A 26,105-nucleotide genomic window follows, 5' to 3' on the forward strand; every position below is an offset into this window, starting at 1 on the left:
CGGGAATCCATCGATCGGCCCATGGCCCGCGGCGACGGTTCGGCGGGGGAGCGCGGGGGTACCCGGCGGCCACCGTAGGAGCGGACGCACACGTGACGGAGGGAGCACGGGGCGATGAGGGCTGTGACCTGGCAGGGCAAGCGCGAAGTGCGTGTGGAGAACGTGCCGGATCCGCGGATCGAGGCGCCGACGGACGCGGTCGTCCGGATCACGTCCACCGGGCTGTGCGGTTCCGACCTGCATCTGTACGAGGTGCTCACGCCGTTCATGACGCCGGGGGACATCCTCGGCCATGAGCCGATCGGCATCGTCGAGGAGGTCGGTGCCGCGGTGCCCGATCTGCAGGCGGGGGACCGGGTCGTGGTGCCGTTCCAGATCGCCTGCGGCAACTGCTGGATGTGCCTGACCGGGCTGCCGACCCAGTGCGAGACCACCCAGGTCACCGGCGAGGGCATGGGCGCCGCCCTGTTCGGCTACACCCGTCTGTACGGCGCCGTGCCGGGCGCCCAGGCAGAGTATCTGCGGGTCCCGCAGGCACAGTTCGGCCCGATCAAGATCCCCGACGGCCCGCCCGACGACCGGTTCGTCTACCTCTCCGACGTCCTGCCCACCGCCTGGCAGGCGGTCCGCTACGCCGAGGTCCCGCAGGGCGGCAGCATCGCCGTGCTCGGCCTCGGCCCCATCGGTGACATGGCCTGCCGGGTCGCCCAGGTGCAGGGCGCGGGGCGGGTGTTCGGTGTGGACCTGGTGTCCGACCGGCTTCAGCGGGCCCGGGCGCGGGGCGTGGAGACGTACGACCTGAGGAGCTTCCACGACGAGAAGGAGCTCGTCGCCGCCATCCGTGACGAGACCGACGGCCGTGGCCCCGACGCCGTGATCGACGCGGTCGGCACCGAGGCGCACGGCAGCGCCGCCGCCCGGCTGGCCCAGCAGGCCTCCGCGATGCTGCCGCGCAAGCTGGGCGGACCGCTCGCCGAACGCTTCAGCGTCGACCGGCTCGCCGCCCTCCACACCGCCATCGACCTGGTGCGGCGCGGCGGCACGATCTCCCTGTCCGGGGTGTACGGCGGCACCGCGGACCCGCTGCCGATGCTCACCCTGTTCGACAAGCAGATCCAGATCCGGATGGGGCAGGCCAATGTGCGCCGCTGGAGCGACGACATCCTGCCGTATCTGACCGACGAGGACCCGCTCGGCGTGGACGACTTCGCCACCCACCGACTGCCGCTGACGGACGCGCCGCACGCGTACGAGATGTTCCAGCACAAGCAGGACGGCGCGGTGAAGGTGCTGATGCAGCCGTGACAGCGGTCCCGTGCCTCGCGGCCTGCTCGGTCCCGTGCCTTGCGGCCCGTCAGGCCTGTGGCGCGAAGATCTCCGCGAGGTCGTAGCGCACCGGCTCCTCCAGCTGCGCGTAGGTGCAGCCGGCCGGAGTGCGGTCCGGGCGCCAGCGGCGGAAGCGGGCCGTGTGCCGGAAGCGCACGCCGTTCTCCATGTGGTCGTACGCCACCTCGGCCACCCGCTCCGGCCGCAGCGGCACCCAGGACAGGTCCTTCTTGCCCGACCAGCGGCTCGGCGCGCCCGGCAGCCGCGCCGACTCATGGGCCGCCTCCTCGGACCAGGCCGCCCACGGATGCCCCGCGGCGTCCTGCATGCGCAGCGGCTCCAGCTCCTCGATCAGCTCGGCCCGCCGCTTCATGGAGAACGCGGCCGACACGCCCACATGCTGGAGCGTGCCCTGGTCGTCGTACAGACCGAGGAGCAGGGAACCCACGATCGGCCCGCTCTTGTGCAGCCGGTAGCCCGCGACGACGACATCCGCCGTCCGCTCGTGCTTGATCTTGAACATGGCGCGCTCGTCCTGGAGATAGCGCAGGGTGAGCGGCTTGGCGATGACACCGTCCAGACCCGCCCCCTCGTACTGCTCGAACCACCCCCGCGCCGTCTCGATGTCGGTCGTCGCCGGCGCCACATGCACGGGCGCCGTCACTGCGGACAACGCCATCGTGAGCAGCGCCCGCCGGTCCGCCAGCGGCGTCTGAAGCAGCGACTGGTCGGCCAGTGCCAGCAGGTCGAAGGCCACGAACGACGCCGGGGTCCGCTCGGCCAGCATCCGCACCCGGGAGTCCGCCGGGTGGATGCGTTCGGTGAGGGCGTCGAAGTCCAGCCGCCCCTCCCGCGCGATGACGATCTCCCCGTCCAGCACGCACCGCTTGGGCAACCGCTCCTTCAGCCCCTCCGCCAGCTCGGGAAAGTACCTGGTCAGCGGCTTGGTGGTACGACTGCCCAGCTCGATCTCGTCCCCGTCGCGGAACACGATCGCCCGGAACCCGTCCCACTTCGCCTCGTACTGCATGCCCGGCGGGATCTTCGCCACCGACTTGGCGAGCATCGGCTTCACGGGCGGCATCACCGGCAGGTCCATGGTCCGATTCTGCTCGCACACGACCATGAACGCCCGGTGTGCGAGGTACCCGTGGTGCGCCTACCGTGGCTCGCATGGGCGAAGCGGTGGAGCTGGAGGCGGGCGGCAGGACCGTGCGCCTCTCCAACCCGGGCAAGATCTTCTTCCCGGAACCCGGCTTCACCAAGCTGGACCTCGCCCAGTACTACATCGCCGTCGGCCCCGGCATCCTGCGCGCCCTGCGCGACCGCCCCACCACCCTGGAGCGCTACCCGGACGGGGTGAGTGGCGAGTCCTTCTTCCAGAAACGGGCGCCCAAGAACATGCCCGACTGGATCCCCACCGCCCACATCACCTTCCCCAGCGGCCGCAGCGCCGACGAGATGTGCCCCACCGAGGAGGCCGCCGTCCTGTGGGCCGCCCAGTACGGCACGCTCACCTTCCACCCCTGGCCCGTCCGCCGCGACGACGTCGACCGCCCCGACGAACTGCGCATCGACCTCGACCCGCAGCCCGGCACCGACTTCGACGACGCCGTCCGCGCCGCCCACGAACTACGCGCCGTTCTCGACGAGTTCGGCGGCCTGCGCGGCTGGCCCAAGACGTCCGGCGGCCGTGGGCTGCACGTCTTCGTGCCGATCGAGCCGCGCTGGACCTTCACCCAGGTCCGACGCGCCGCCATCGCCGTCGGCCGGGAGCTGGAACGCCGGATGCCGGAGCAGGTGACCATCAAGTGGTGGAAGGAGGAGCGGGGCGAGCGCATCTTCGTCGACTACAACCAGACGGCCCGCGACCGCACGATCGCCTCCGCCTACTCGGTGCGCCCGCGCCCGCACGCCCCGGTCTCCGCGCCCCTGACCTGGGACGAGGTCGGCACCGCGCACCCCCGTGACTTCGACATCGCCACCATGCCGGCCCGCTTCGCCGAACTCGGCGACGTACACGCCGACATGGACGACCACCGCTTCTCCCTGGACGCCCTGCTGGAGCTGGCCAACAAGGACGAACACGACCACGGCCTCGGCGACCTGCCCTACCCGCCCGAGTACCCGAAGATGCCGGGGGAGCCGAAGCGGGTGCAGCCCAGCCGGGCTCGCAAGACCTGACACGCGGGGCGTACGGACGCGGCGGTGAGCCTTGGGGGTGCAACGGGCGCTCCGCGGGGCGCCTTCCGGCGCGGCGACCGAAGCTGCGACGGTACGGGCTCAAACGGCACCCGAGCCGGCCTGGGGACATGTCCCGGCCGACAGGGCCCGTCCTGACCGTGAGGGGCCCATGGCGACCCGTTCAACAGCTGTGCATCCCGGAACCCGCATACACGTCGACGAGATTCCCTGCCCGGTGCAGGCACGTCTGCACCCCGACCACGCCGCCGTGACGGAGGCCGACCACGCCTGGCTGCGGGCCGAGGTGCCCTTCGCCGACCGGCACAGCAGGGAGGCGTTCCTCAGGGAGCGGACTCCGCGCTGGGCGTGCTGGTGCTATCCGACCGCCGGACGCACCCGGATCGATGGCATCAGCCGCCTGTACACACTGCTGTTCGCCCTCGACGACCGGGCCGTCCACGACTGGGACACCTACGACGGCTTCCTGCGGATGCTCGACGGCACCGGCGACGACACCGGCCCCTACGCCGCCGCGTACAAGGACGTGTGGTCGGAGCTGACCGGGACCATGCCCGCGGGGGTCCGAGCCCGGCAACTGCGCACACAGCAGCGCTGGGCCGAGGCGCTGGCCATGGAGAACGCGATCCGCGCCACCGGCCGCACCGTCCACCCCGACGTGTGCTTCCCGCTGCGCCGCATCTCCACCGGCGGCGAGACGATCCTGGTGCCCATCGAGTACGGCCTGGGCATCGACCTCACCCCGCTCCTGGACGAGGACGCGGACCTCGCGCAGCTGTGGCAGGTCGCCGGGGCCCACCTGGTGCTCGTCAACGACCTGTTCTCGATGCGCAAGGAGGTGGTCTCCGGCGACGGCATGAACCTCATGCTGTCGCTCATGCACCACCAGGACCTCGATGCGCAGGCGGCCGTGGACATCCTGGTGGGACGGATCAGGGACGCGCACTACGCCTACACCCGCACCAGCGACCTGCTGCGGACGCGCTACCGGCACCACCCGCTGGGCGACACCGTTCACCGCTACCTGGAGGCGGTGGGCCTGATGATGGCCGGGAACCTCGCCTGGCACTGCGAGTCCACGCGCTACCACGGCCCCGCCCACACCTGGGACGGCCGCCCGCCCACCGCGCTCGTACTGCACTCCGATCGGACCGAGTTCGAGTACGCGCAGGAGTGAGACATGGATCCGATCACGACGCTCCCCGCCCCTCCGGCCGCACCCGGCGCCCTGCCGCTCGCCGGACACCTCTGGCAGCTCGTCCGCAACCCGCTCCTCTTCTTCGAACGGCAGCACCGGGGCGCCGGTGTGGTCGTGGTGCGGATCGGCCCGAAGCCGGTCCACCTGGTCACCCGGCCCGGCCTGGTGCGCCGGCTGCTGACCGACCCCGTGACCTTCGACAAGGGCGGCATCTTCATCGACGGGGTGCGGGCCCTGGCCGGCAACGGCGTGGCCACCTGCCCCACCGCGGACCACGCGGTGCAACGCCCCATCCTGCAACCCGCCTTCCACCGCCGCAGGATCGTCGAGTACTCCACGGCGATGCGGGCCGGCACCGACGAGCTCTCCCGGTCCTGGCACGACGGGCAACACCTGGACGTGGTGCGCGTCCTGCACCGGCTCGCCGCCGACGTCGTCACCAGAACCCTGTTCTCCGGGCCCGGTGCCGCCCACGCCGCCCGGGAGATCCAGCGGCTCTTCCCGCCCATGCTGGCCGGGCTGTACCGCAGGTTGATCGTCCCCGTGGCCTGGCCGCACCGGCTTCCGCTGCCCGCCAACACCGAGTTCGACGCGGCACTGCACGGCATCCGGCGCATCATCGCGCAGGAGATAGCCGGCTACCGCGCTGACGGACGGGACCGGGGCGACCTGCTGTCCGCGATGATGCACGCCAGGGACGAACGCACCGGCGCCACCCTGACCGACACCGAACTGAACGAGCAGGTCATCGGCATGCTGATGGCGGCCATCGAGACCACCGGCAGCGCGGCGGCCTGGCTCCTGCACAGCCTTGCCACGCACCCCGAGGTGGAAGAGGCCGTCCTCGCGGAACTGCGCGACACCGTGGGCGACCGTGACCTGAACGCCCACGACGCGGGCAGCCTTCCGGTGCTGAGGCGAGCCATGACCGAAGTGCTGCGCCTGTACCCGCCCTTCTGGCTGCTGAGCCGCGTCACCACCCGGCCGTCCGAACTCGGCGGCTACCGCATCCCCGCCCGGGCCGACGTGGTGTTCAGCCTGTACTGCCTGCAGCGCGCCCCGGAAGCCTTCCCCCGACCGCACCGATTCGAGCCGGACCGGTGGCTGCCCGACCGGGTGACGGCCGGGCAGAAGGACGCCCAGATGCCGTTCGGCGTCGGTACCCGCAAGTGCATCGGTGACATGTACGGCCAGACGGAGATCCCGCTGATCGTCGGGACTCTGCTGCGGCACTGGCGGTTCCGGCACGCCACCGGGCGGACGGTGGTTCCGCTGGTCAAGGGGACCATGCGGCCCAGCCCTCTGCTCATGGTGGTGACGCGCCGGACTGCCGCCTTCTCGTAGCCCGCCTACAGTTCCTTGACCCGGATGTCCCGGTACGACACCACATCCGTCGTGCCGTGCACCTGGAGCCCGATGTACCCGGAGGCGAAGCGTCGCCCGTCCGTGCCCGGGTCGTCCGAGCGGGGCGGGGTGAAGTCCTGGCCGCCGGTGTTGTCGAACTCGTTGATCAGTACGCCGTTGCGGTAGACCGAGTAGTGCTGGTCGACCACGCGGATCTCGTAGTCGTTCCAGGTCCCCTTCTGTGTGACACCGGCACCGGCGAGGCCCACCCGGTCGAAGCCGTAGACCGAGCCCGTCTTGTACATGTCGCCGTCGGGCCGGTCGAGCACCTGCACCTCGTGCCCGTACTTGATGGCGACCCACTCCGGCCGCGACTCCTCGGGGTGGTCATGGACCCACGGGAAGCGCACGAACACACCCGAGTTGGCGTTGCCGGTGCCCGGAGCGTCGTCCCGCCACTGGAGGCGGAGCGAGAAGTCGCCGTACTTGCGCTGCGGGAACCACAGCATGCCCAGGCCCGGCTTCGTCGTCCCGCTCGTGATCGTCCCGTCGGTGTTCCGCGCGAACGAACCGCCGCCCACCTGCTGCCACTTGGCGAACGACTCCGCGCTGCCGTCGAGGATCGTGCGGTAGCCCTCGGTCTGCCCGGGCTTGCCGATCCCCGACTCACGGGCGGCCTTGCGGACGGCGTTGTACTCGCGCTGGTCGACCACGCCGTCCTTGAGCAGCTTGTCCAGGACCGTCTTCACATGCTTGAGGAACAGCGCCTGGGACGACCACTCCTTCTCGTCCTCGATCAGCTCGTTGATCCGGCACCGGCTGTTGGTGAACCGGTTCGGCACACCGGAGTCGACCGTGCCGACGATCACGGTCAACCGCTCGTCGAACTCGGGGCAGTTGGGCGCCGGGACCTGGCCGGCCACCACGGTGAAGGTCACCGTACGGGCGGCGGAGGTGTTGCCCGCCTTGTCGGTGGCCCGGTACGCGAGGGTGTGGGTGCCGGCGCGGTCGACGACCACGGGGCCGGTGTACGCGAGGTACGGTCCGCCGTCGATCGAGTACTCGATCCGGTCGACGCCCGAGCCGTGCGCGTCGGTCGCCGAGAGGGTCACCTTCGCGTTGCCGATGTAGGCACCGTCGGAGTTCTTCGTGCCCTCGACACTCACGCCGGTCACCGGCGGCGTCGTGTCCGGCTCGGGCGACGCCACGACCGTGAACTGCACACTCTTCTCCGCCGCGACGTTGCCCGCCTTGTCGGTGGCCCGGTAGCGCACCGTATGCGTACCGACCTGATGCACCATCACGGGGGCGGTGTACGCCTGCCAGGCACCCGAGCCGATCGCGTACTCGACGGTGTTCACGCCGGAACCGGTGTCGGAGGCGGACACCGTGACCGTCGCCATGTCGATGTACGTGCCGTCGGGATTGCGCTCACCGCTGACCGTCGCCGACGTCTCCGGCGGCGCCGTGTCGTCGGTCGGCGGCGCGACCACCGTGAACGCGGCGCTCTTCTCCGCCGAGACGTTCCCCGCCTTGTCGAAGGCGCGGTAGCGGATCTTGTGATCGCCGACCCGGTCTACGACGACCGGGGTGGTGTACGGCGTCCAGGCGCCCGCGTCACCGACCGCGTACTCGACGCGGTCGACGCCGGAGCCGCCCTCGTTGTCGGTGGCGTGGACGGCCACGCTCGCCGAACCGACGTACTGCCCCTGCGCGTTCTGTGTCCCGCTGACGTGGGCCGACGCCTCGGGCGGTGTGGTGTCCTGGCCGCCGCCCTCGGTCACCACGAGGATGCCCTGCATCTGCCCGTGGCCAGGGATCGTGCAGTAGTAGCGGTAGCGGCCCGGGGTGAGGGTGACCTCGGCGGTGTGCCGGCCGCCCTGGTCGTCGTTCGGGTTGGCGAGGATGTTCAGCTGGACGTCGTTGTTGAACTCCGGGTCGGAGGTGTCGAACGTCAACGTGTGCGGCATCCCCATGGTGTTGCCGGTCGCCGTGCTGTTCTCGAAGACGATCGTCGTCGTGCCCGCGACGGCCGTCGTGGGTGCCGACCCGTACTTGGTGATGTCGTCGCCCGCCGTCCAGGTGAGCACCTGCGCGGCGGACGCGGTCGGGGCGTCGGGCTGTCCGACCGCGACGGGCGCGGACTGCAGCCCCAGCATCACGAGCAGCACGGCCACCAGGGCCGTCCAGACTCTTCGCTGATGTCGTCGGCGTATCACCGGTCTCCTCCTCTCGCCAGCCGATCGGCGGCCGGGGTCGGTCCGCCGCCCGTGTAAGTGACCCGCCACAGCGCCGACTTGGGGTCCGAGGTGAAGAAGCCGCGGCCGTAGTCGAGCACGTACAGGGCGCCGTCCGGACCGAACTTCCAGTCCATGAGGTTCTTGATGCCGTCGTTGCCGATCGGCACGATCTTCTACAACGACTCCGAGTGGACCGGCAGACCGCCGTCGCCATGCGTCTTCGGGTCGGTGATCACCGCGTTGCGCGGCTGGTCGGCGTCGTAGAAGTCGCCGACGAACCACTTGCCGTCCCAGTAGGCCGGCCACTTGACGTCGCTGGTGGCCGAGACGGCGTCGTACCGGTAGACCGGCCCGTTCATCGCGGCCTGTCCGCCGCCCTTGAGCCACGGCAGCAGATAGGTGGACTCCTCCTGCTTGTACGACGGCACACCGTTCGCGTCGCGCGGGAAGTCCGGGGCGCCGCCCTGGGGGGAGTACCAGATGTTGTTGCCGGTGACCGGCGGCAGGTTGACGAGGCCGTCGTTGTTCGGGGACTCGTTCTTCGGGTGGTTGCAGTCGTACCAGCCCAGCGGCTTGCTCGGATCGGGCAGATTGCGGTCCCGGTAGGGCTGCTTGTTGCCCATGCAGTACGGCCAGCCCCGGTTACCCGCCTTGGTGATGACGGCGAAGGTGTCGTACTTGGCCGGGCCCCAGGTCGTGGACGGCGCCGAGGCGTCCGGGCCGACCCAGCCCGCGTAGAGGATGTCGGTCTGCCGGTCGACGAAGATACGGGCGGGGTTCCTGACGCCCATCACATAGATCTCGCCGCGCGTCTTGCCGCCGCCCTCGTCGGTCTCCCGGCCCGTGAAGAGGTTGCCGTCCGGCAGTGTGTACGTGCCGTCCGGCTCGGGGTGGATGCGCAGGATCTTGCCGTTGAGGTTGTTGGTGTTGCCGGCGGTGCGGCGCGCGTCGGCGAAGGAGACACCCTTGTAGTTGGGCTGGGGGTTGTTTCCCGAGTAACCGTCGCTGAAGCGGCTGGAGTTGTTGTCGCCGGTCGCGATGTACAGGTTGCCCTTGGAGTCCCAGGACATCCCGCCGCCCGCGTGGCAGCAGCTGTGCACCTGCACCGGCCACTTGAGCAGCACCTTCTCGCTGCTCAGGTCCAGCTTGTCGGTGGCGAGGTCAAGCGTGAAGCGGGAGACGCGCCGCTCGGCCATCCGGGTGTCGCGGTTGAGCTGCGAGTGCGGGGTGTAGTGCAGATACACCCACCCGTTCTGCTCGAAGCGCGGGTCGAGCTCGATACCGAGGAGCCCCTCCTCGACCTTGATCAGCTCGTCGCCGCCGCCCTTGTTGCCGAAGACCGTGAGCGCACCGGCCAGGGTGACCTTCTTGGTCTTCGGGTCGTAGACATGGATCTCGCCCTTGCCCTTGCCGATGTCCGGGTTGTTCCAGTCGGTGACCACCGGCTGCGAGGAGTCGGCGCCGCCCCGGCCGATGTAGAGGACGCGGCCGTCGGGGGCCGTGACCAGTCCGTGCGGCTCGCCGATCTGGTCGTTCTGGCCGGGCTGGTTGGGCTGTGTGAGGCGCTCGGCCTTGTAGTTGCCGGTGATGGTGGCCTTGCAGTCCGCCTGCACCAGCCGGGTCGTCCACAGCAGGGCACCGCGCAGATGGGTACGGAAGTCGGTCTCGTCGTACGACGACACCGTGCCGCCCATCCCGGTGTAGAAGGAGCGGCCGCCGTCGTAGTCACGGCACCAACTCACCGGGTGATCCCAGCCGTTGGCGCCCGCGCCCGGCTGGTAGGACGATTCTCGCACCCGGGCCACGGTGTGCACCGCACCCGACGGGTTCTTCGTCCAGTTCAGCCACTTGTCCGGCCGTTTCCACTGCACCGGAAGCTCCTTGGTGGCCGGATGCCGCCGGTCACCGACCTCGACGACGGCCCTCTGTACGTTCGTCGGGCCGCCGGCCGCCGGGCGGGCGCCGATCAGCCCGGTGTACCAGTCCGAGTAGGGCTCGGCGCGGGCCGCGTCATGGACGCCGACGAAACCGCCGCCCGCCTCCATGTACGCCTCCAGGCCCGCCTCCTGCTCGGGGTCGAGGACGTCGCCGCCACCGGTGAGGAACACGATCGAGTTGAAACGGCCCAGTTCGGCCTCGTCGGTGAAGACCGAGGCGTCGTTCGTGGCCTCGACCTTGAAACGCTGGTCGGCCGGGCCGGACAGGCCGATCTTCTCGATCGCCTCGATACCGGCGTTCACCAGCGGCGACTCGTCGCCCGCTGCCGCGGACCCGTAGAAGATGAGCACCCGTACATTCGCGCCGCCCGGCGGCGACTTGACGGACATCGTTGTCAGGGGCGGGTCCGGGGCCGGGCGTGCGTCGGCGGCCGGGGCCGACATCAGTCCGGCGGCGACGATCCCGGCGGTCACAGTGGCCACCCAGGTCTGTCTTCTCGTGCTCAACCCTCGTAAGCGCATGCGCACCTCCACGGTCACAGCAACAGCGACAAGGAAGCTAGACCCCTTTGAACGACTCGCCAATACCTATGACCGCACTGGGACGAACTTTGTCCTGAGTGTGGATAAACGGGAGAGTGGCCGGTACCGTCTCACCGGTTCATCCCCGTAAATTCCGTACCGCCGTGGGGAGTTCGGCATGGACAGACGTGGCTTCGACAGACGTGGCTTCAACAGGCGTGTGCTGCTGGGCGGTGCGACCGTCGCGACATCGTTGTCCCTGGCGTCCGTACCCGAGGCAGCGGGCGCGGACACACCGCCGAGGACCGCTCCGGCGGGCGGCGAGGTGCGGCACATCAAGCTGTACGCCGAGAAGCTCGCCGACGGGCAGATGGGCTACGGCTTCGAGAAGGGCAAGGCGACCGTCCCCGGCCCGCTGATCGAGCTCAACGAGGGCGACACGCTGCACATCGAGTTCGAGAACGCGATGGACGTACCGGTGAGCCTGCACGTCCACGGCCTCGACTACGAAGTCACCAGCGACGGCACCAAGTTGAACAAGAGCGACGTCGAGCCCGGCGGCACCCGCACCTACACCTGGCGCACCCACGCCCCCGGCCGACGCAAGGACGGCACCTGGCGGGCGGGCAGCGCCGGTTACTGGCACTACCACGACCACGTCGTCGGCACCGAGCACGGCACGGGCGGCATCCGCAAGGGCCTCTACGGGCCGGTGATCGTCCGCCGCAAGGGCGACATCCTGCCGGACGCGACCCACACGATCGTCTTCAACGACATGCTCATCAACAACAAGCCCGCGCACAGCGGCCCCGACTTCGAGGCCACGGTGGGCGATCGCGTCGAGTTCGTGATGATCACGCACGGCGAGTACTACCACACCTTCCATATGCACGGTCACCGCTGGGCCGACAACCGCACAGGCATGCTCACCGGCCCCGACGACCCCAGCCAGGTCATCGACAACAAGATCGTCGGCCCGGCGGACTCCTTCGGCTTCCAGGTGATCGCGGGGGAGGGCGTCGGCGCCGGGGCGTGGATGTACCACTGCCACGTCCAGAGCCACTCCGACATGGGCATGGCGGGGTTGTTCCTGGTGAAGAAGGCGGACGGGACGATTCCCGGGTACGAGCCGCATGAGCACTGACGGAATGGCTCACCGGGTGGCGGGGCGGGAGGGGGCCGGGGGGCGGGTGGATTCGCCGGCGTGATGTCGGTCGTTCCGGAGTGCGCGTTCTGCAGGGGCGAGAGCGCTCTCACGTGCCTGTGCGCGGCGGGGCTATCCTGATCGGCAACCGCCCATGAGGAGCCGTGCAGTGACCGAAACCGCCCCGCGTCCCACCCTGGAGGCCGTGGCCGCACGGGCCGGCGTCTCGCGGGCCACCGTGTCCCGGGTGGTCAACGGCGGGGACGGGGTCCGGGAGCCGCTCGTCGAGCGGGTGCGCAAGGCGGTGGAGGAGCTCGGGTACGTGCCCAATCAGGCCGCCCGCAGCCTGGTGACCCGGCGGCACGACGCCGTCGCCGTGGTGGTGGCCGAACCGGAGACCCGCGTCTTCGCCGACCCGTTCTTCGCGCTCCAACTCCGAGGCATCAGCAAGGAGTTGACGGCCCACGACAACCAGCTCGTACTGCTCCTCACGGAGGGCCGCGACGACCACGCCCGCGTCGCCCGCTACCTCGCCGGCGGCCATGTCGACGGGGCGCTCGTCTTCTCCCTGCACCTCGACGACCCGCTGCCCGGACTGATCCAGCGCGCCGGAGTCCCCACCGTCTTCGGCGGACGGCCCGGCTGGAGCGGCGACCAACGGGGCGTGGTGTACGTCGACAGCGACAACCGGGGTGGCGCCCGCGAGGCCGTACGGCATCTCGTCGGCCTCGGCCGCGCCCGCATCGCGCACATCACCGGCGCCCTCGACCAGACGTCGGCGGTGGACCGGCTCGACGGCTACCGGGACGTCATGGTCGACGCCGACCCACGGCTCATCGTCGAGGGCGACTTCACACCGGCCGGTGGTGAACGGGCGATGCGTGAGCTGCTCGCCCGCTGTCCGGACCTGGACGCCGTGTTCGCCGCCAACGATCTCACCGCGGCGGGGGCGCTGCGGGTGTTGCGCGAGTCGGGGCGGCGGGTGCCGCAGGACGTCGCGGTCGTGGGGTTCGACGACATGCTGCCGGTGGCGGAGCAGAGCGACCCACCGCTCACGACGGTCCGTCAGGACATAGAGGAGATGGGCCGGTTGATGGCCCGGCTGCTGTTCCGCGGACTCGACCGGCATGCCGCCGCACCGGGCATCGGCGTCGCGCCGTCCAGCGTGGTGCTGCCGACCACGCTGGTACGGCGGACGTCCGCGTAAGCCCACCTCCGGACAGGGCTCAGGGCGCGCACGCGCACAGCGAGTCCGACTCCCGTCGGCCGTCGCGCAGTTCCAGCCGCTCCCCGGGGAACCGTTCGCGAAAGCCGCGGTCGTGCGAGACCGCGACCACCGCTCCGGGATACGCCGCGAGCGCCGCCTCCAGGTCCTCGACCAGGTCGAGCGCGATGTGGTTGGTCGGCTCGTCGAGTACGAGAAGGTCCGCGGGCCGGGTCACCAGGTGCGCGATCTGCAGCCGCCGCTGCTGGCCGGCGGACAGCGCCGGGACCGGGACATACAGGTCCTCCTCGCGGAACAGGCCCAGTGCCAGCAGCTGTTCGGCGTACTCCTCCGGCAGCCCGGGACGCCCGGCCGCGAAGGCGGCGAGCAGCGGGAGCCGGGTGGAGCGCGCGGGCAGCTCCTGGGGCAGGTGCCCGATGCGGGCGGGGCGGCGGACCGTGCCCGCGTCCGGCTCCAGGTCGCCGGCCAGGACCCGCAGCAGCGTCGTCTTGCCCGCTCCGTTCTCGCCCGTGACCAGCAGCCGTTGCCCGGGCGTGACGGCCAGCGGTCCGTCCAGCCGCAGTCGCGCGCCGACCGTGACGCCGTCGAGTTCGGCGAGCGGCCGGTCGCCGGGATGCCCGCCCCCCGCCGTCGGCAGCGGAGCCGTGAATCGCAGCGGCTGTGGCGGCGCCGCCACCGGGTTGCGCCGCAGTTGGGCCAGGCGGTCACGGACCGCGCGCACCTGCCCGCCGAGCTTCGCCTCGTGCGAGCGGCGGTGCTTGCCGAAGCCCTGCCGGGGATCCCCGCCGGTCGTGGCCAGCCGTTTCCCGGCGGCGTCGAGCAGCTCCTCGGTCCGGGCGACGTCCTGCAGCCAGTCCGCGTGCTCCTGCTCCGCGCGGCGCCGGGCGGCGGCCTTCGCGGCGCGGTAGCCGGCCCAGCCGTCGCCGTACCGGTGCACCGTGTGCGCGGCGCGGTCGACTTCGAGGATCGTGGTGGCGATGTGCTCCAGGAAGCCGCGGTCGTGAGTGACCGCGACGACCGTGCCGCGGTGTGCGCGCAGACGCTCCTCCAGCCAGCGCACGGCCGCAGAATCGAGATGGTTCGTCGGCTCGTCGAGGAGCAGCAGCTCGGGGGCGGCGGCCAGCACACAGGCGAGCGCGAGCCGCGACTGCTCGCCGCCGGAGAGCGACCCGAGCCGACGGTCGCGGGTGATCCCGGCGAGCCCGAGTCCGTGCATCGCGGCATCCACGCGGGCGTCCGCCTCGTATCCGCCGCGTTCCTCGTACGCCATCAGCAGCTCACCGTAAGCGGCGAGTTCGTCTTCCGACGCATCGCCGAGCCCCTCCTCGGCCGTGCGCAGCCGGCGCTCCATGTCGCGGAGTTCGGCGAGGGCGAGATCGACGGCGTCCTGCACGGTGCGGTCCGGGTCGAGGTCGAGGGTCTGGGCGAGGTGGCCCATGCCGCCGGGGAAGCCGACGGTGAGCTCGCCGGCGTCCGGCACCTCGGCCGCCGCGAGCAGGCGCAGCAGGGTGGACTTCCCCGAGCCGTTCTCGCCGATGACGGCGGCCCTCTCGCCCGGGCGGACGGTGAAGGAGACCTGGTCGAGGACGAGCCGGGTGCCGTAGGACTTGCTGACGCCTTTGACGGACAGCTGTGCCACGGCAGCGGGCACGGAGATATGGGCGCGTTCGCGCATGTGACTTTCCCTGGGGATGTGAAGGGTCTACGGGCAGCGGAAACGGCGGCGTCGGCCGTGCCCGGACTCAGAGAAAGAAGTAGAAAGTCACATGCCTACCGTAGCAGAACGGTACGTCTCGTCTCCACTCGTATGGCTCGCCCCCTCAGCCCTGCGTCCCCTCAGTCCCGCGTCCCCTCAGCCCTGCGCCGACGCGCTCTTGATCACCGCGAACCGTGCCCCGTACGGGTCGCTGAGCTTGGCGATCCGGCCGACGTCCGGCAGATCCGTGGCCTGCATCCGGACCGTGCCGCCCAGCTCCCGCGCCTTGGCGACCGTGGCGTCGGTGTCGTTCACCTCGAAGTACGGCAGCCAGTACGCGGGACCCTCCGCCTCCACCGGGTCGTCGGCCTTGTCGACGACACCGCCGAACATGGCGTCCTCGCCCTGCCCGCCGGGGCTGAACGTCGTGTAGGTGCCGCCGTAGAAGTCGAGGGCGAAGGTCTCCAGGCCGAGCGTCGCGTTGTAGAACCCCGCGGCGGCCGGTACGTCCGTCGTGTACAGCTCCAGCCAGCACAGCGAGCCGGCCTCCTGGACGACGTCGAGTCCCTTGTTGGCGCCGGGCTGCCACAGGCCGAACGGCACACTCGCCTTGTCGGCCAGGATGGCCATGCGGCCCAGGTCCAGCACATCCATCGGCTGCACCAGCACCGAGCCGTGCGCCTGCTCGGCGGCCTTCGCGGTGGCGTCCGCGTCGGGGGTCTGGAAGTACACCGTCCAGGACGGCGGCCCCTGTTCCTCGGTGGTCTGCATACCGCCGGCCACGGTCCTGCCGTCGAGCTGGAAGAGGCCGTAACCGCCGGTCTCGGGCCCGCCGGGCTGGAACCGCCAGCCGAACAGGCCGCCGTAGAAGGCACGGGCACCCTCGATGTCGGGTGTGCCGAGGTCGATCCAGTTCGGCGCGCCGGTGACGTAACGGGTGGTGAGCATCATCGCCCTCCTCGGAAGGGTCTCCTCGTCCGCTCTGTCGATGTCTGCTCTGCCGAGTCTTGCACCGCCCACTGACAATCGCTGCCGGAACGCCACCGACGGCCGACCCGCCCCCATGGTCACCGTGTGTGACAGCCGTGGCCCCTTCTTGTTTTCAACCGCTTCCGCGCGCCGCCGTGCGCGGCGGCCTGCGGAGGGGGACCATCGAGTCGGCCGGAGGCCCTGGGGCGCGGCGTTGATCGGGCGTTGATCGAACGTTTTTCGCTGCCCGGCACGATCCTGACCATGCACTTCGACACGATCACAACGATCACCTCGCCCGACCTGACCTGGCAGCAGGAGGCGTTGTGCGCACAGACCGGGGCGGACTTCTTCTTCCCCGAACCAGGAAGTTCCGTCCGGGAGGCGAAGCGGATCTGCGGTCTGTGCCCGATCCGCTCCGCCTGTCTGGACTACGCCCTCGACAACGACGAACGCTTCGGTGTCTGGGGCGGCCTGTCGGAGAAGGAACGCCTGGAGATCAGGCGTACGTCACACTGAACCGCCCGGTCCCGGCCGGCACCCGCACGTCCTGGCCCGTGACCGCGAGCTCCCGCCCGTCCGCCGACACCGACCGCACCTCACCGAACCGGCACGGATAGACGAACCGCACCGCCTCCGGCGCCTGCGTGATGTCGACGGTCACCGTCCGCTCCGCCGGGTCGTGCGCGAGCCGGTAGCCGAACGGCGACCCGAAGAGGGTCGGAGCGTCGTCCACCGTCAGCCGTTCCCTGGCAGGCACCCAGTGCGGCCGCACCCCGGGCGCGATGTACAGGTGCGGGTCGCGGTCCTCGTCGGCCTCGAAGAACAGGATGTCGCGGAGCAGCAGCAGATACTCGGCGGCCGCCCAGCCGTGCGGCATGTCGCCCATGTACCAACGGCCGTACGGCACTTCACGGAAGTCCGACGCCACCGGGAAGGCGTGCTGCTCGTTCCAGGCACCCAGCGCCACCGCCCGCCCGGCCACCTTCGGGAAGCCCGCGGCGACCGTCCAGCCGAGCAGCGCGTCCATCCGCGCCGGATCACCGGCCAGCAGATACGCGTGCGCCAACTGCATGGTCAGATAGGGCCCGTACGCGTTCCAGGCCGCCTCGTGCCGGAAGCCGCCGGTGACGAAGTGGGCGTACATCGTGTCGAGCGTGAAGCGTGCCGCCAGGTCGATGTCGTCGCCCAGCTTGTTGCCCATGTGCAGGCGCAGCGGATGGAAGTAGGCGGCCGCGCCGATCATCGTGGAGTCGAGGCGGCCGACGTCGGCGGGCCCGGTCGGAATGTACGTCTCCCACGCCCCGCGCCGCCGCTGCTCGCCCAGCACCCAGCGGATCGAGTCGCCGGTGGCCCGCTTCACGTCGTCGAAGGCGCCCCACAGCTCACCGACCTCCGGCGCCCCGATCCGCTCGGCCAGCCGCGCCGCCTCGTACAGCCCGGCGAGCGCCCAGAGGTCGTCCCAGTAGTGCGGCTTGTCGCGCTCGCCCAGGTGCTCGGCGCTCCAGCCGCTGTGCAGCAGGCCGTACTGGTCGCGGTTGTCCCGGATCCAGCGGGCCGCGTCGCGTACGTACGGGAGGTACAGCCGGGCGCCGAAGGCCGAACGCGGGCCGCTCGTACGGTCGTAGCGGCCGATCGCCCACAGCGCCTGGCCGTTGCTGTCCCACTCCCGGTCGTCCTTCTCGTGCGGGCCGCCGTAGAAGCCGTACTCGGCGCACGGCCCGATGCGTCCCGGGCCTCGGTTGAACCTCAGCGGGTAGTGCGTGCCCAACTGCCGCTCGGCCAGGGCCGAATCGCCGACGAGCGAGCAGGCGGTCGCCTCCACGGACGAGTCGCGGATCCAGAAGGAGTCGTAGACCGTGGGGCCCGGATGGATCTCTCCGTGGTCGGAGAGGATCAGCAACTGCGACCGTGCCTGCCGGAACAGGTCGCTGAGGTGCGCCACCGGGCGCGGCAGCGACGGCTGGAGCCCTTGACCGAGCAGCTTCGCGGTCCAGAAGTCCCGGTTGGCCGCCTCCAGTTCGGCGCTCGGCGTGCCCCTCAGCTCGGCCAGGTCGCCCGGTCCGCTGAACAGATCGACGGGCAGCCGTACGTCGATCTCGAAGACCTCGTCGTCCACCACCCGGAACGGCCAGGCGAACACCGCGCTGCACAGCCCCGCCACCTGGTCCTGCGCCTCCAGCGCGCCGTTCAGCTTGCCGCCGACGACCAGGTCGTGGAACGCGCTGTGGGTGAGATAGGAGTCCGGGTCGAAGGACTGGTCGGTGTTGCCGTAGACGCCGTACTGCTCGGGCGGGGTGTCGAAGACGGGACCCCAGCCCGCGTTCGTCTCCACCCGCCCCTCGTCCGGCAGATGCCGCAGGAACGTCAGCCGCCGGTCGGTGATCTGCCGTCCGTTGCGGTCGTGCCGCTGGAACCCGCTCGGCCCCGCCGGCAGTACGGCCGCGCACAGCAGCCCCTCGCGCGGCTGCCCGGTCGGACTGCCCACGGTGAGGCGGCTGACGACCAGGTCGCGCCGGCTGGGACCGACCGTCGAGGCGAACGTCCGCTGCACGAACTCGACGCCCTCGGGCGTCCGGAAGGTCGTGAGCACGACCGGCAGATGCGGGGCCGCCATCCGCTGCTCCACCAGTCCGCCGTCCGGGAGCTGGGGCAGTCGTAAGGAGCCCGTCGCCGGGTCGTGCAGGAAGAAGGCCAGGCAGTACTTGTCGTAGACGGGCTCGATCTCGCCCGCCTGCCCGATCAGGGACTCCTGGCGGTGGTCCTTCACCCCGACCATGTGCCAGTAGCGGTACAGGGCGTTCGAGGCGAGAGCCGCCTCCTTGGATTCGTAGGTGCCGGAGTCGAAGTCGTCGCTCCAGCGCCGGAAGGCCTGCTGCGCCCACCAGGGCACGGGATACGGGAGCCGGTCCCGCCCCGCCCAGGCGCGCCACATGACCTCGTAGAACATCCATTCATGGGTCTGGGCCATGGTGTTCACCCCCTTCGGGCACCGTGGCACCGCAGGGGGTGGTCGTAAATCGCTACAACAGGACGGAGGGCCGGCCTCCGGCGGAGGGTCAGCCTCCGGCGCGAGCCGCCATCCGGGCCTTGCGCGCCGCGAGCTTCTCGTCGAACTTCGAGGCCTCGCTGTCCAGGCCGCCCATGAACAGGCCCAGCTCCTCCTGAGCCTTCTGGCCCTCCGGGCCGAGGCCGTCGATCTCCATGATCTTCAGGAAGCGCAGCACGGGCTGGAGGACGTCGTCGTGGTGGATGCGCATGTTGTAGACCTCGCCGATGGCCATCTGGGCGGCGGCGCGCTCGAATCCGGGGATGCCGTGGCCGGGCATACGGAAGTTCACGACGACGTCCCGCACCGCCTGCATCGTCAGGTCCGGCGCGAGCTCGAAGGCGGCCTTGAGCAGGTTCCGGTAGAAGATCATGTGGAGGTTCTCGTCGGTCGCGATGCGCGCCAGCATGCGGTCGCAGACCGGGTCGCCCGACTGGTGGCCGGTGTTGCGGTGCGAGATGCGGGTCGCGAGCTCCTGGAAGGCGACGTAGGCGACCGAGTGGAGCATCGAGTGGCGGTTGTCCGACTCGAAGCCCTCGCTCATGTGGGACATGCGGAACTGCTCCAGCTTGTCCGGGTCCACCGCGCGCGAGGTGAGCAGGTAGTCACGCATCACGATGCCGTGCCGGCCCTCCTCGGCGGTCCAGCGGTGCACCCAGGTGCCCCAGGCGCCGTCACGGCCGAAGAGCGAGGCGATCTCGTGGTGGTAGCTGGGCAGGTTGTCCTCGGTGAGGAGGTTCACCACGAGGGCGATCCGGCCGATCTCGGTGACCTTGGACTGCTCCTTGTCCCAGCTCTCGCCGTCCTCGAAGAGGCCGGGGAAGTTGCGGCCGTCCGTCCACGGCACGTACTCGTGCGGCATCCAGTCCTTCGCGACCTTCAGATGCCGGTTGAGTTCCGTCTCGACCACTTCCTCCAGCGCGTGCAGCAGCCGGGCGTCGGTCCAGACGGCAGGGCTTCCGAGGTGAGGGGAAGTAATGGTCACAGGAACTCCAGGGGGACGCACGACACGAGAAGGTGCCCGGCGAGCGGTTGCCGGAACCTACGGGATCGTAGGCTACGAACCCGTAGGTTACGAAGCCGTAGGTTAAGGGCCGTGTAAAGACTGCTGATCAGCAGCCATTCGGCGGGGAGTTCACGGGCATGCGCAAAGCCCCGGGGACCCGCAGGTCCCGGGGCTGAAAGAGCGATCCACTCAGTCGTCAGGCGTACAGCTCCCGCATCCGCACCGAGAGACATGTCACACACCCTTCGAGCTTCTCGAACTCGCTGATGTCGACCAGTACGGGCTCGTGGCCGAGGTCGGCGAGCAGCTCCGCCGTCTTCGGGGCACTCGCGGCCATCAGCAGCTTCTCGCCGCCGAGCAGCACCACATGCGCCCCGGACTCCTCCGGCACCGGCAGGAAGCGCGGGAACAGCGACGGGGCGTCCAGCTGCGGGATGCGGCCCAGAATCGTTCCGTCGGGCAGCGCCGTGATCGCCGACTTCAGATGCAGCACCTTGCTCACCGGTACGGCGACGACCCGCGCCCCGAGCGGCTCGAAGGCGGCCCGCAGCTGCTGGACGCCGGCCGCGTTGGTCCGGCCGCCCCGGCCGACGTAGATCGTGTCGCCGACCTTCAGGACGTCGCCGCCGTCCAGCGTGCCCGGCTCCCAGATCCAGTTCACCGAGCAGCCGAGCGAGGCGACGGCCTCCTCGACGCCCTCGGTCTCCTCGCGCCGGGACTCGGCGCCGGAGCGGGCGATCAGCGCGACGTTGCGGTACATCACGACCGTGTCCTCGACGAACACCGAGTCGGGGCAGTCGTCGGCCGGGTCCACCTCGATCGTCTCCCAGCCGTGCGTCTGCAGGGCCTCGACGTACGCCTCCCACTGCTCGACCGCGAGACCGGCATCGACCTTCTCCCGCTCGATATGCGTCACCAGCCCTTCGGCGAGGCGCGGGCTCGGGCGGCGGACGAGGGCCTTCTTGCTGGGCACGACGGGATCTCCGGATCGATTGCGGGTTCGGCGCCCCATGATGTGCCGGGCACCGGTCTGCCATCATGCAGGCCCGGTCCGCCCGCACAAAACCCTCGTTGTCAGGCTGTGGCCCTCCTGAGATGCTCCGCGGTGAAGGAATCGCCGGCCTTGAGGAGCTCTCGTGGCGTTCCTTCGAAGATCACCCGACCGCCGTCCCGGCCGCCGCCCGGCCCCAGGTCGATGATCCGGTCCGCGTGCGCCACCACGTCCAGATTGTGCTCGACGACCACCACCGTGTTGCCCGCGTCGACCAGCCGGTCCAGCAGCGCGAGCAGCCCGTCGACGTCCGACATGTGCAGCCCGGTCGTGGGCTCGTCCAGGACGTACACCGCTCCGGTGCGGTGCAGCCGCGTCGCCAGCTTGATCCTCTGCCGCTCACCTCCGGAGAGCGTGGACAGCGGCTGCCCGAGCGTGAGATACGTCAGCCCGACGTCCCGCAGGGCGCGCAGACGACGTCGTACACCCTCGTCCTGGAAGGTCCCCAGCGCCTGATCGGCCGTCATCGCCAGCACGTCGGCGATGGAGTTGCCGTCCATGGTCAGCCGCAGTACCTCGTCCTTGAAGCGCCGCCCTTCGCAGTCGTGGCAGGTCGTGGTCACCGGGTCCATGAAGGCGAGGTCGGTGTAGATGATTCCGCGGCCCTCACAGGTGCCGCAGGCGCCGGAGGAGTTGAAGCTGAACAGGCCCGCCTCGGCGCCGGTCCGGCGCGCGAAGATCTTCCGTACCGTGTCCATGATCCCCAGGTACGTCGCCGGGGTCGACCGCCCGGAGATCCCGATCGACGACTGGTCCACGACCACCGCGTCGGCATGGGCGACGGTGAACTCCCTGACCAGTGTGCTCTTCCCGGACCCGGCGACCCCGGTCACCACCGTGAGCACCCCGGTCGGGAACTCGACCGTCACGTCCCGCAGGTTGTGCCGGTGGGCCCCCTTCACCCAGAGCCCACCGCGCGCCGGTCGCACCTCCTCCTTGACCGCGGTACGACGGCCCAGGCACCGCCCGGTCACCGTGTCCGACCCGGCCAGCTCACCCGGCGTCCCCTCGAACACGACCTGCCCGCCGCCCGCGCCGGCCCCGGGCCCCATGTCGACCACGTGATCGGCCAGCGCGATGACGTCCGGGTCGTGCTCGACCACCAGCACGGTGTTGCCCTTGTCGCGCAGCCGCAGCAGCAGATCGCCGAGCTGGCCGACGTCCCGCGGGTGCAGTCCGACACTGGGCTCGTCGAAGATGTACGTCATGCCGGTGAGGCTGGAGCCCAGGTGCCGCACGGTCTTCAGGCGCTGCCCCTCGCCGCCGGACAGGGTGGCCGTCTCCCGGTCGAGGCTGAGGTAGCCGAGGCCGATGGCGTCGATGCGGTCGAGGGCGGTGACGGCGGCGCGGGCGATGGGTCCGGCGACCGGGTCGTCGAGGGCCTTCAGCGCCGCGATCAGGTCGGTGACCTGCATGCGGGTGCAGTCGGCGATGGTCAGGCCGTTGATGCGGGTGTCGAGTGCCGCCGCGTTCAGGCGGGCGCCGTCGCAGACCGGGCAGGCGCCCTCCACCAGGAACGCGCGCACCAGGTCGCGGGTCTTCTGGCTCATCGCCGACAGGTCCCGCTTCAGATACAGCCGCTCGAAGCGGGTGGCGAGGCCCTCGTAGTCGGTGGTCCAGGTGCCGCCCGACCCGTTGACGGTGACCTTGCTGCCGGGGCGGCCCCGCATCAGGAACTCCCGCTCGGCGGCGGTGAAGTCGCGAACGGGCTTGTGCGGGTCGAGGTCGGCGCTGTTGGTGTACGCCTGCCCCTGCCAGGTGCCCGCGGCGAACGGCGGGAAGCGGACCGCGCCGTCGGCGAGGGTGCGGGCCGGGTCGAGGAGGCGGTCCCAGTCCGGCCGTACCGTCCGGCCCAGGCCGTCGCACTCCGGGCACATGCCGGAGGGGTCGTTGAACGAGTACGCGGTCGCCGGTCCGGCGCTCGGCGTGCCGTGCCGGGAGAACAGCACCCGCATCACCGAGTAGATATCGGTCATCGTGCCGACGGTGGACCGGGAGTGGCCCCCGATTGGCCGCTGGTCCACGACGATCGCGGGGGAGAGGTCCTGAAGCGCCTCCGCGTGCGGGCGCTCGTACTTGGGCAGCCGGTTGCGGACGAACCAGGTGAACGTCTCGTTCAGCTGACGCTGCGACTCCACCGCGATCGTGTCGAAGACGACGGACGACTTCCCCGATCCCGAAACGCCGGTGAACACGGTCAGCCGGCCTTTCGGGATACGGAGGGAGACGTCCTTGAGGTTGTTCTCGCTCGCTTTGGTGATGGTGATGAACTGGGGCGTGGAATCGGGCATGCCCCCGAAGCTAGGCGGAATACCCGACAGCTTCTGGCGTGATTTCCTTTAGTTCTCCCTCCTCCACCATCAGCCAGCGCGTGATGCCGATCGACTCCAGGAACGGCAGATCGTGACTGGCCACGATCAGCGCGCCCTCGTACGACTCCAGGGCGGTGGTGAGCTGCCGCACGCTCGCCATGTCCAGGTTGTTCGTCGGCTCGTCCAGCATCAGCAGCTGCGGCGCGGGCTCCGCCAGCATCAGCGCGGCCAGCGTCGCCCGGAAGCGTTCGCCGCCGGAGAGCGTCGCCGCCTTCTGGTCGGCTCGGGCGCCCCGGAACAGGAAGCGGGCCAGGCGTGCCCGGATCCGGTTGTTGGTGGCACCCGGCGCGAACCGGGCCACGTTCTCGGCGACCGACAGCTCGTCGTCGAGGACGTCGAGGCGCTGCGGCAGGAAGCGCAGCGGCACATGCGCCGTCGCCTCGCCCGCCACCGGCGCCAGCTCGCCGGCGACCGTCCGCAGCAGCGTCGTCTTGCCCGAGCCGTTGCGCCCGATCAGCGCGATCCGCTCCGGACCGTGCAGATCGAGACCGGCCACCCGCGCGCCGTACACCAGCTCCAGGTCGCGCAGCGTGAGCACGCTGCGGCCCGGCGGTACGGCCGTGTACGGCAGGTCGACGCGGATCTCGTCGTCGTCCCGCACGGCCTCCACCGCCTCATCCAGCCGGTCCTTGGCATCGGCGAGCTTCTCCTCGTGCATGATCCGGTGCTTGCCCGCGGACTCCTGCGCCGCGCGCTTGCGCGCACCCATGACGATCTTCGGCTCGCGCTTCTGGTCCCACATCTTCTGGCCGTACCGCTTGCGGCGGGCCAACTTGACCTGGGCGTCGACCAGTTCACGCTTCTGCTTCTTCAGGTCGGCCTCGGCGACCCGCACCATACGCTCGGCCGCCTCCTGCTCGGTGGCGAGAGCCTCCTCGTACGCCGAGTAGTTGCCGCCGTACCGGGTGATCTCCCCGGAGCGCAGATCGGCGATCTGGTCGACCAGGTCCAGGAGTTCACGGTCGTGGCTGACCACCACCATCACCCCCGGCCAGGACTCGACGGCCGCGTACAGCCGCCTGCGTGCGTACAGGTCGAGGTTGTTGGTGGGCTCGTCCAGCAGCAGAACGTCGGGTCGGCGCAGCAGCAGTGCGGCCAGCCGCAGCAGTACCGACTCGCCGCCCGACACCTCGCCGATCGTGCGGTCCAACTCGACGTGGCCGAGCCCGAGTTCGCCGAGGGTGGCGAGAGCGCGCTCCTCCACGTCCCAGTCGTCGCCGACGGTCTCGAAGTGCTCCTCGGTCACGTCGCCCGCCTCGATGGCGTGCAGCGCGGCCCGCTGTGCGGCGATACCGAGGGCCTCGTCGACCTTCAGTGCGGTGTCGAGCGTGACGTTCTGCGGGAGGTAGCCGACCTCGCCCGCGACGCGCACGCCGCCGTCGGCCGGGGTCAGCTCACCGGCGATGAGCTTCAACAGGGTTGATTTTCCTGACCCGTTGACGCCGACGAGCCCGGTCCTGCCGGGACCGAACGCGGCGTCCAGGTCCTCGAAGACGGGGGTGCCGTCGGACCAGGCGAAGGAAAGGGAGGTACAGGTGATGGAAGTAGGCATAAGGGCGCCTCCGCGGTTGCTCGAAATGGATCAGGGGCAAACGCGTATCGAGACACCGGCGACCAACGGGAGAGGCCTCGAAGCGGAGGGGCATGAGAAAAGCCCTGCTCCGGAGGACGGCTCGAACGCCGAGGTCGCACGCGGCGCACACCTCAGGTGTGACGCGGTGTCTCAGGACCTCAGACGAGCAACGTCCTTCTCCAATCGACGGCAACAGGACCGCTGTACACCGTAGGAGAGGGCCGGGAGGGTGTCAACGCAATTAATCGGAGGCCGGTGATCGAGGCTTGTGATCGACGCCGTGGTCGACGCCTGTAGTCGGGGGTCTGTAATCGATCGAGGGCCCGCTCACGCCTCACGTTGATGTCGGATTCCTGCCAGCTCTCGCCCGTGCGCGGCTGGTTGGCTGGAACGCATGACCAAGGACACCGACCAGCGTGGCGGGACCTCGCTCGACCGCGCTCTCGCCTTCCGTTCCCTGCACGTCCCCGGCACTCCACTCGTCCTGCCGAACGTCTGGGACACCGCCGGCGCCCGCATCGTCGAGGACGCCGGGGCCGCCGCCGTGGCCACCACCAGCGCGGGGCTGGCCTGGGCCCTCGGCGCCGCGGACGGCGACCGGCTGGACCGCGACCGGGCCCTGGAGGCGGTCGCGCGCGTCGTGGCGGCCGTGGACGTGCCCGTCACCGCGGACATCGAGAGCGGCTACGCACAGGATCCGGCGGGCGTCGCCGAGACGATCCGGGCGGTGCTGGGGCTGGGCGCGGTGGGGGTCAACATCGAGGACGCCCTGTACGAGGGCGGCGCGGGACCGCTCCGCTCGGTGTCCGACCAGGCCGAGCGGATCTCCGCGGCCCGCGAGGCGGCCGACGATCAGGGGGTGCCGCTGTTCGTGAACGCCCGCATCGACACCTTCCTGCGGGGCGCCGGGGGAGTGGACGCCACGCTGGAGCGGGCGGCCGCTTTCCTCGCCGCGGGTGCCGACGGGATCTTCGTCCCCGGGGCCGTCGACCCAGGGACCGTGAAGCTGCTGGTCGACGGGATCGACGCGCCACTGAACGTCCTGGTCGGACCCGGCGCACCGTCCGTCGCCGAACTGGCCGGGCTCGGGGTGGCCCGCGTCAGCGCCGGCTCGGCCATCGCCCAGGCCGCCCATGCTCTCGTCCGGCGCGCCGCGCGGGAGCTCCTCGACGCCGGGACGTACGAGACGCTGGCGGGCGGGCTCGACTACGGCGAGCTCAACTCCCTGCTGGGCCAGGAGCGTTAGCCGGG

The 26,105-nt window shown here is 70.5% G+C and carries 17 protein-coding genes and 1 pseudogene; 8 read left to right on the top strand and 10 right to left on the bottom strand.

The window, feature by feature from the left end:
• Positions 1-114 precede the first annotated feature (114 nt).
• Positions 115-1,305, top strand: coding sequence for a zinc-dependent alcohol dehydrogenase (locus tag ACFWYS_RS31820; protein ID WP_384776247.1), 1,191 nt, complete (start codon positions 115-117; stop codon positions 1,303-1,305).
• Between the two features lie 49 nt (positions 1,306-1,354).
• Here ACFWYS_RS31820 and ACFWYS_RS31825 read toward each other — a convergent pair whose 3' ends face one another.
• Entirely contained in the window at positions 1,355-2,425 is a 1,071-nt protein-coding gene (locus ACFWYS_RS31825) for an ATP-dependent DNA ligase (protein WP_384776249.1), read from the bottom strand.
• A gap of 74 nt (positions 2,426-2,499) precedes the next feature.
• Between ACFWYS_RS31825 and ligD the strand changes: the two genes are divergently transcribed.
• The 3 genes from ligD (at position 2,500) to ACFWYS_RS31840 (ending at position 6,070) form a co-directional block, all read left to right on the top strand.
• Positions 2,500-3,510, top strand: coding sequence for a non-homologous end-joining DNA ligase (ligD, locus tag ACFWYS_RS31830; RefSeq protein WP_384776251.1), 1,011 nt, complete (start codon positions 2,500-2,502; stop codon positions 3,508-3,510).
• Between the two features lie 235 nt (positions 3,511-3,745).
• Positions 3,746-4,705, top strand: coding sequence for a terpene synthase family protein (locus tag ACFWYS_RS31835; protein ID WP_384776253.1), 960 nt, complete (start codon positions 3,746-3,748; stop codon positions 4,703-4,705).
• A 3-nt stretch (positions 4,706-4,708) separates the two neighbouring features.
• Positions 4,709-6,070: a cytochrome P450 gene (locus ACFWYS_RS31840; RefSeq protein ID WP_384776255.1), complete on the top strand. Its 1,362-nt coding sequence runs from the start codon at positions 4,709-4,711 to the stop codon at positions 6,068-6,070.
• A 5-nt stretch (positions 6,071-6,075) separates the two neighbouring features.
• On the opposite strand, the gene ACFWYS_RS31845 is transcribed toward ACFWYS_RS31840, so the two are convergent.
• Entirely contained in the window at positions 6,076-8,229 is a 2,154-nt protein-coding gene (locus ACFWYS_RS31845) for an OmpL47-type beta-barrel domain-containing protein (RefSeq protein ID WP_384776365.1), read from the bottom strand.
• A gap of 56 nt (positions 8,230-8,285) precedes the next feature.
• Positions 8,286-10,769 (bottom strand): annotated as a pseudogene (locus tag ACFWYS_RS31850) (ThuA domain-containing protein).
• A gap of 178 nt (positions 10,770-10,947) precedes the next feature.
• Between ACFWYS_RS31850 and ACFWYS_RS31855 the strand changes: the two are divergent.
• Positions 10,948-11,913 (top strand): multicopper oxidase domain-containing protein, encoded by a 966-nt coding sequence (locus tag ACFWYS_RS31855; RefSeq protein WP_384776257.1) that lies wholly within the window; start codon positions 10,948-10,950, stop codon positions 11,911-11,913.
• A gap of 169 nt (positions 11,914-12,082) precedes the next feature.
• Positions 12,083-13,120 carry a LacI family DNA-binding transcriptional regulator gene (locus ACFWYS_RS31860; protein WP_384776259.1) on the top strand — a complete coding sequence of 346 codons (1,038 nt, stop codon included), beginning with the start codon at positions 12,083-12,085 and terminating at the stop codon, positions 13,118-13,120.
• Between the two features lie 19 nt (positions 13,121-13,139).
• Here ACFWYS_RS31860 and abc-f read toward each other — a convergent pair whose 3' ends face one another.
• Positions 13,140-14,813 carry a ribosomal protection-like ABC-F family protein gene (gene abc-f, locus ACFWYS_RS31865; RefSeq protein WP_384776261.1) on the bottom strand — a complete coding sequence of 558 codons (1,674 nt, stop codon included), beginning with the start codon at positions 14,811-14,813 and terminating at the stop codon, positions 13,140-13,142.
• A 177-nt stretch (positions 14,814-14,990) separates the two neighbouring features.
• Positions 14,991-15,782 (bottom strand): VOC family protein, encoded by a 792-nt coding sequence (locus ACFWYS_RS31870; RefSeq protein WP_384776367.1) that lies wholly within the window; start codon positions 15,780-15,782, stop codon positions 14,991-14,993.
• 285 nt (positions 15,783-16,067) lie between these two features.
• Here ACFWYS_RS31870 and ACFWYS_RS31875 point away from each other — a divergent pair, with 285 nt between their 5' ends.
• Positions 16,068-16,322, top strand: a complete 255-nt coding sequence (locus ACFWYS_RS31875; RefSeq protein WP_384776263.1) for a WhiB family transcriptional regulator — start codon at positions 16,068-16,070, stop codon at positions 16,320-16,322.
• Here the strand turns inward: ACFWYS_RS31875 and ACFWYS_RS31880 are convergent.
• From ACFWYS_RS31880 to ACFWYS_RS31900, 5 genes are all read right to left on the bottom strand, one after another.
• Positions 16,303-18,774, bottom strand: coding sequence for a hypothetical protein (locus ACFWYS_RS31880; RefSeq protein WP_384776265.1), 2,472 nt, complete (start codon positions 18,772-18,774; stop codon positions 16,303-16,305). The genes ACFWYS_RS31875 and ACFWYS_RS31880 overlap by 20 nt on opposite strands.
• A gap of 88 nt (positions 18,775-18,862) precedes the next feature.
• Positions 18,863-19,837, bottom strand: a complete 975-nt coding sequence (locus ACFWYS_RS31885; protein WP_384776267.1) for an acyl-ACP desaturase — start codon at positions 19,835-19,837, stop codon at positions 18,863-18,865.
• A 217-nt stretch (positions 19,838-20,054) separates the two neighbouring features.
• Complete coding sequence (gene ddaH / locus ACFWYS_RS31890) at positions 20,055-20,831, bottom strand: dimethylargininase (RefSeq protein WP_384776269.1); 777 nt, start codon at positions 20,829-20,831, stop codon at positions 20,055-20,057.
• A gap of 101 nt (positions 20,832-20,932) precedes the next feature.
• On the bottom strand, positions 20,933-23,200 hold the full coding sequence (locus tag ACFWYS_RS31895) for an ATP-binding cassette domain-containing protein (protein WP_384776271.1): 2,268 nt from the start codon (positions 23,198-23,200) through the stop codon (positions 20,933-20,935).
• A gap of 10 nt (positions 23,201-23,210) precedes the next feature.
• Positions 23,211-24,833, bottom strand: coding sequence for an ABC-F family ATP-binding cassette domain-containing protein (locus ACFWYS_RS31900; protein ID WP_384776273.1), 1,623 nt, complete (start codon positions 24,831-24,833; stop codon positions 23,211-23,213).
• A 415-nt stretch (positions 24,834-25,248) separates the two neighbouring features.
• Between ACFWYS_RS31900 and ACFWYS_RS31905 the strand changes: the two genes are divergently transcribed.
• A complete protein-coding gene (locus ACFWYS_RS31905; RefSeq protein ID WP_384776275.1) occupies positions 25,249-26,100 on the top strand; it encodes an isocitrate lyase/phosphoenolpyruvate mutase family protein in 852 nt (283 codons plus the stop codon).
• Positions 26,101-26,105 lie beyond the last annotated feature (5 nt).

The sequence above is a fragment of the Streptomyces sp. NPDC059010 genome (genome assembly GCF_042740355.1).
Taxonomy (GTDB): Bacteria; Actinomycetota; Actinomycetes; order Streptomycetales; family Streptomycetaceae; genus Streptomyces.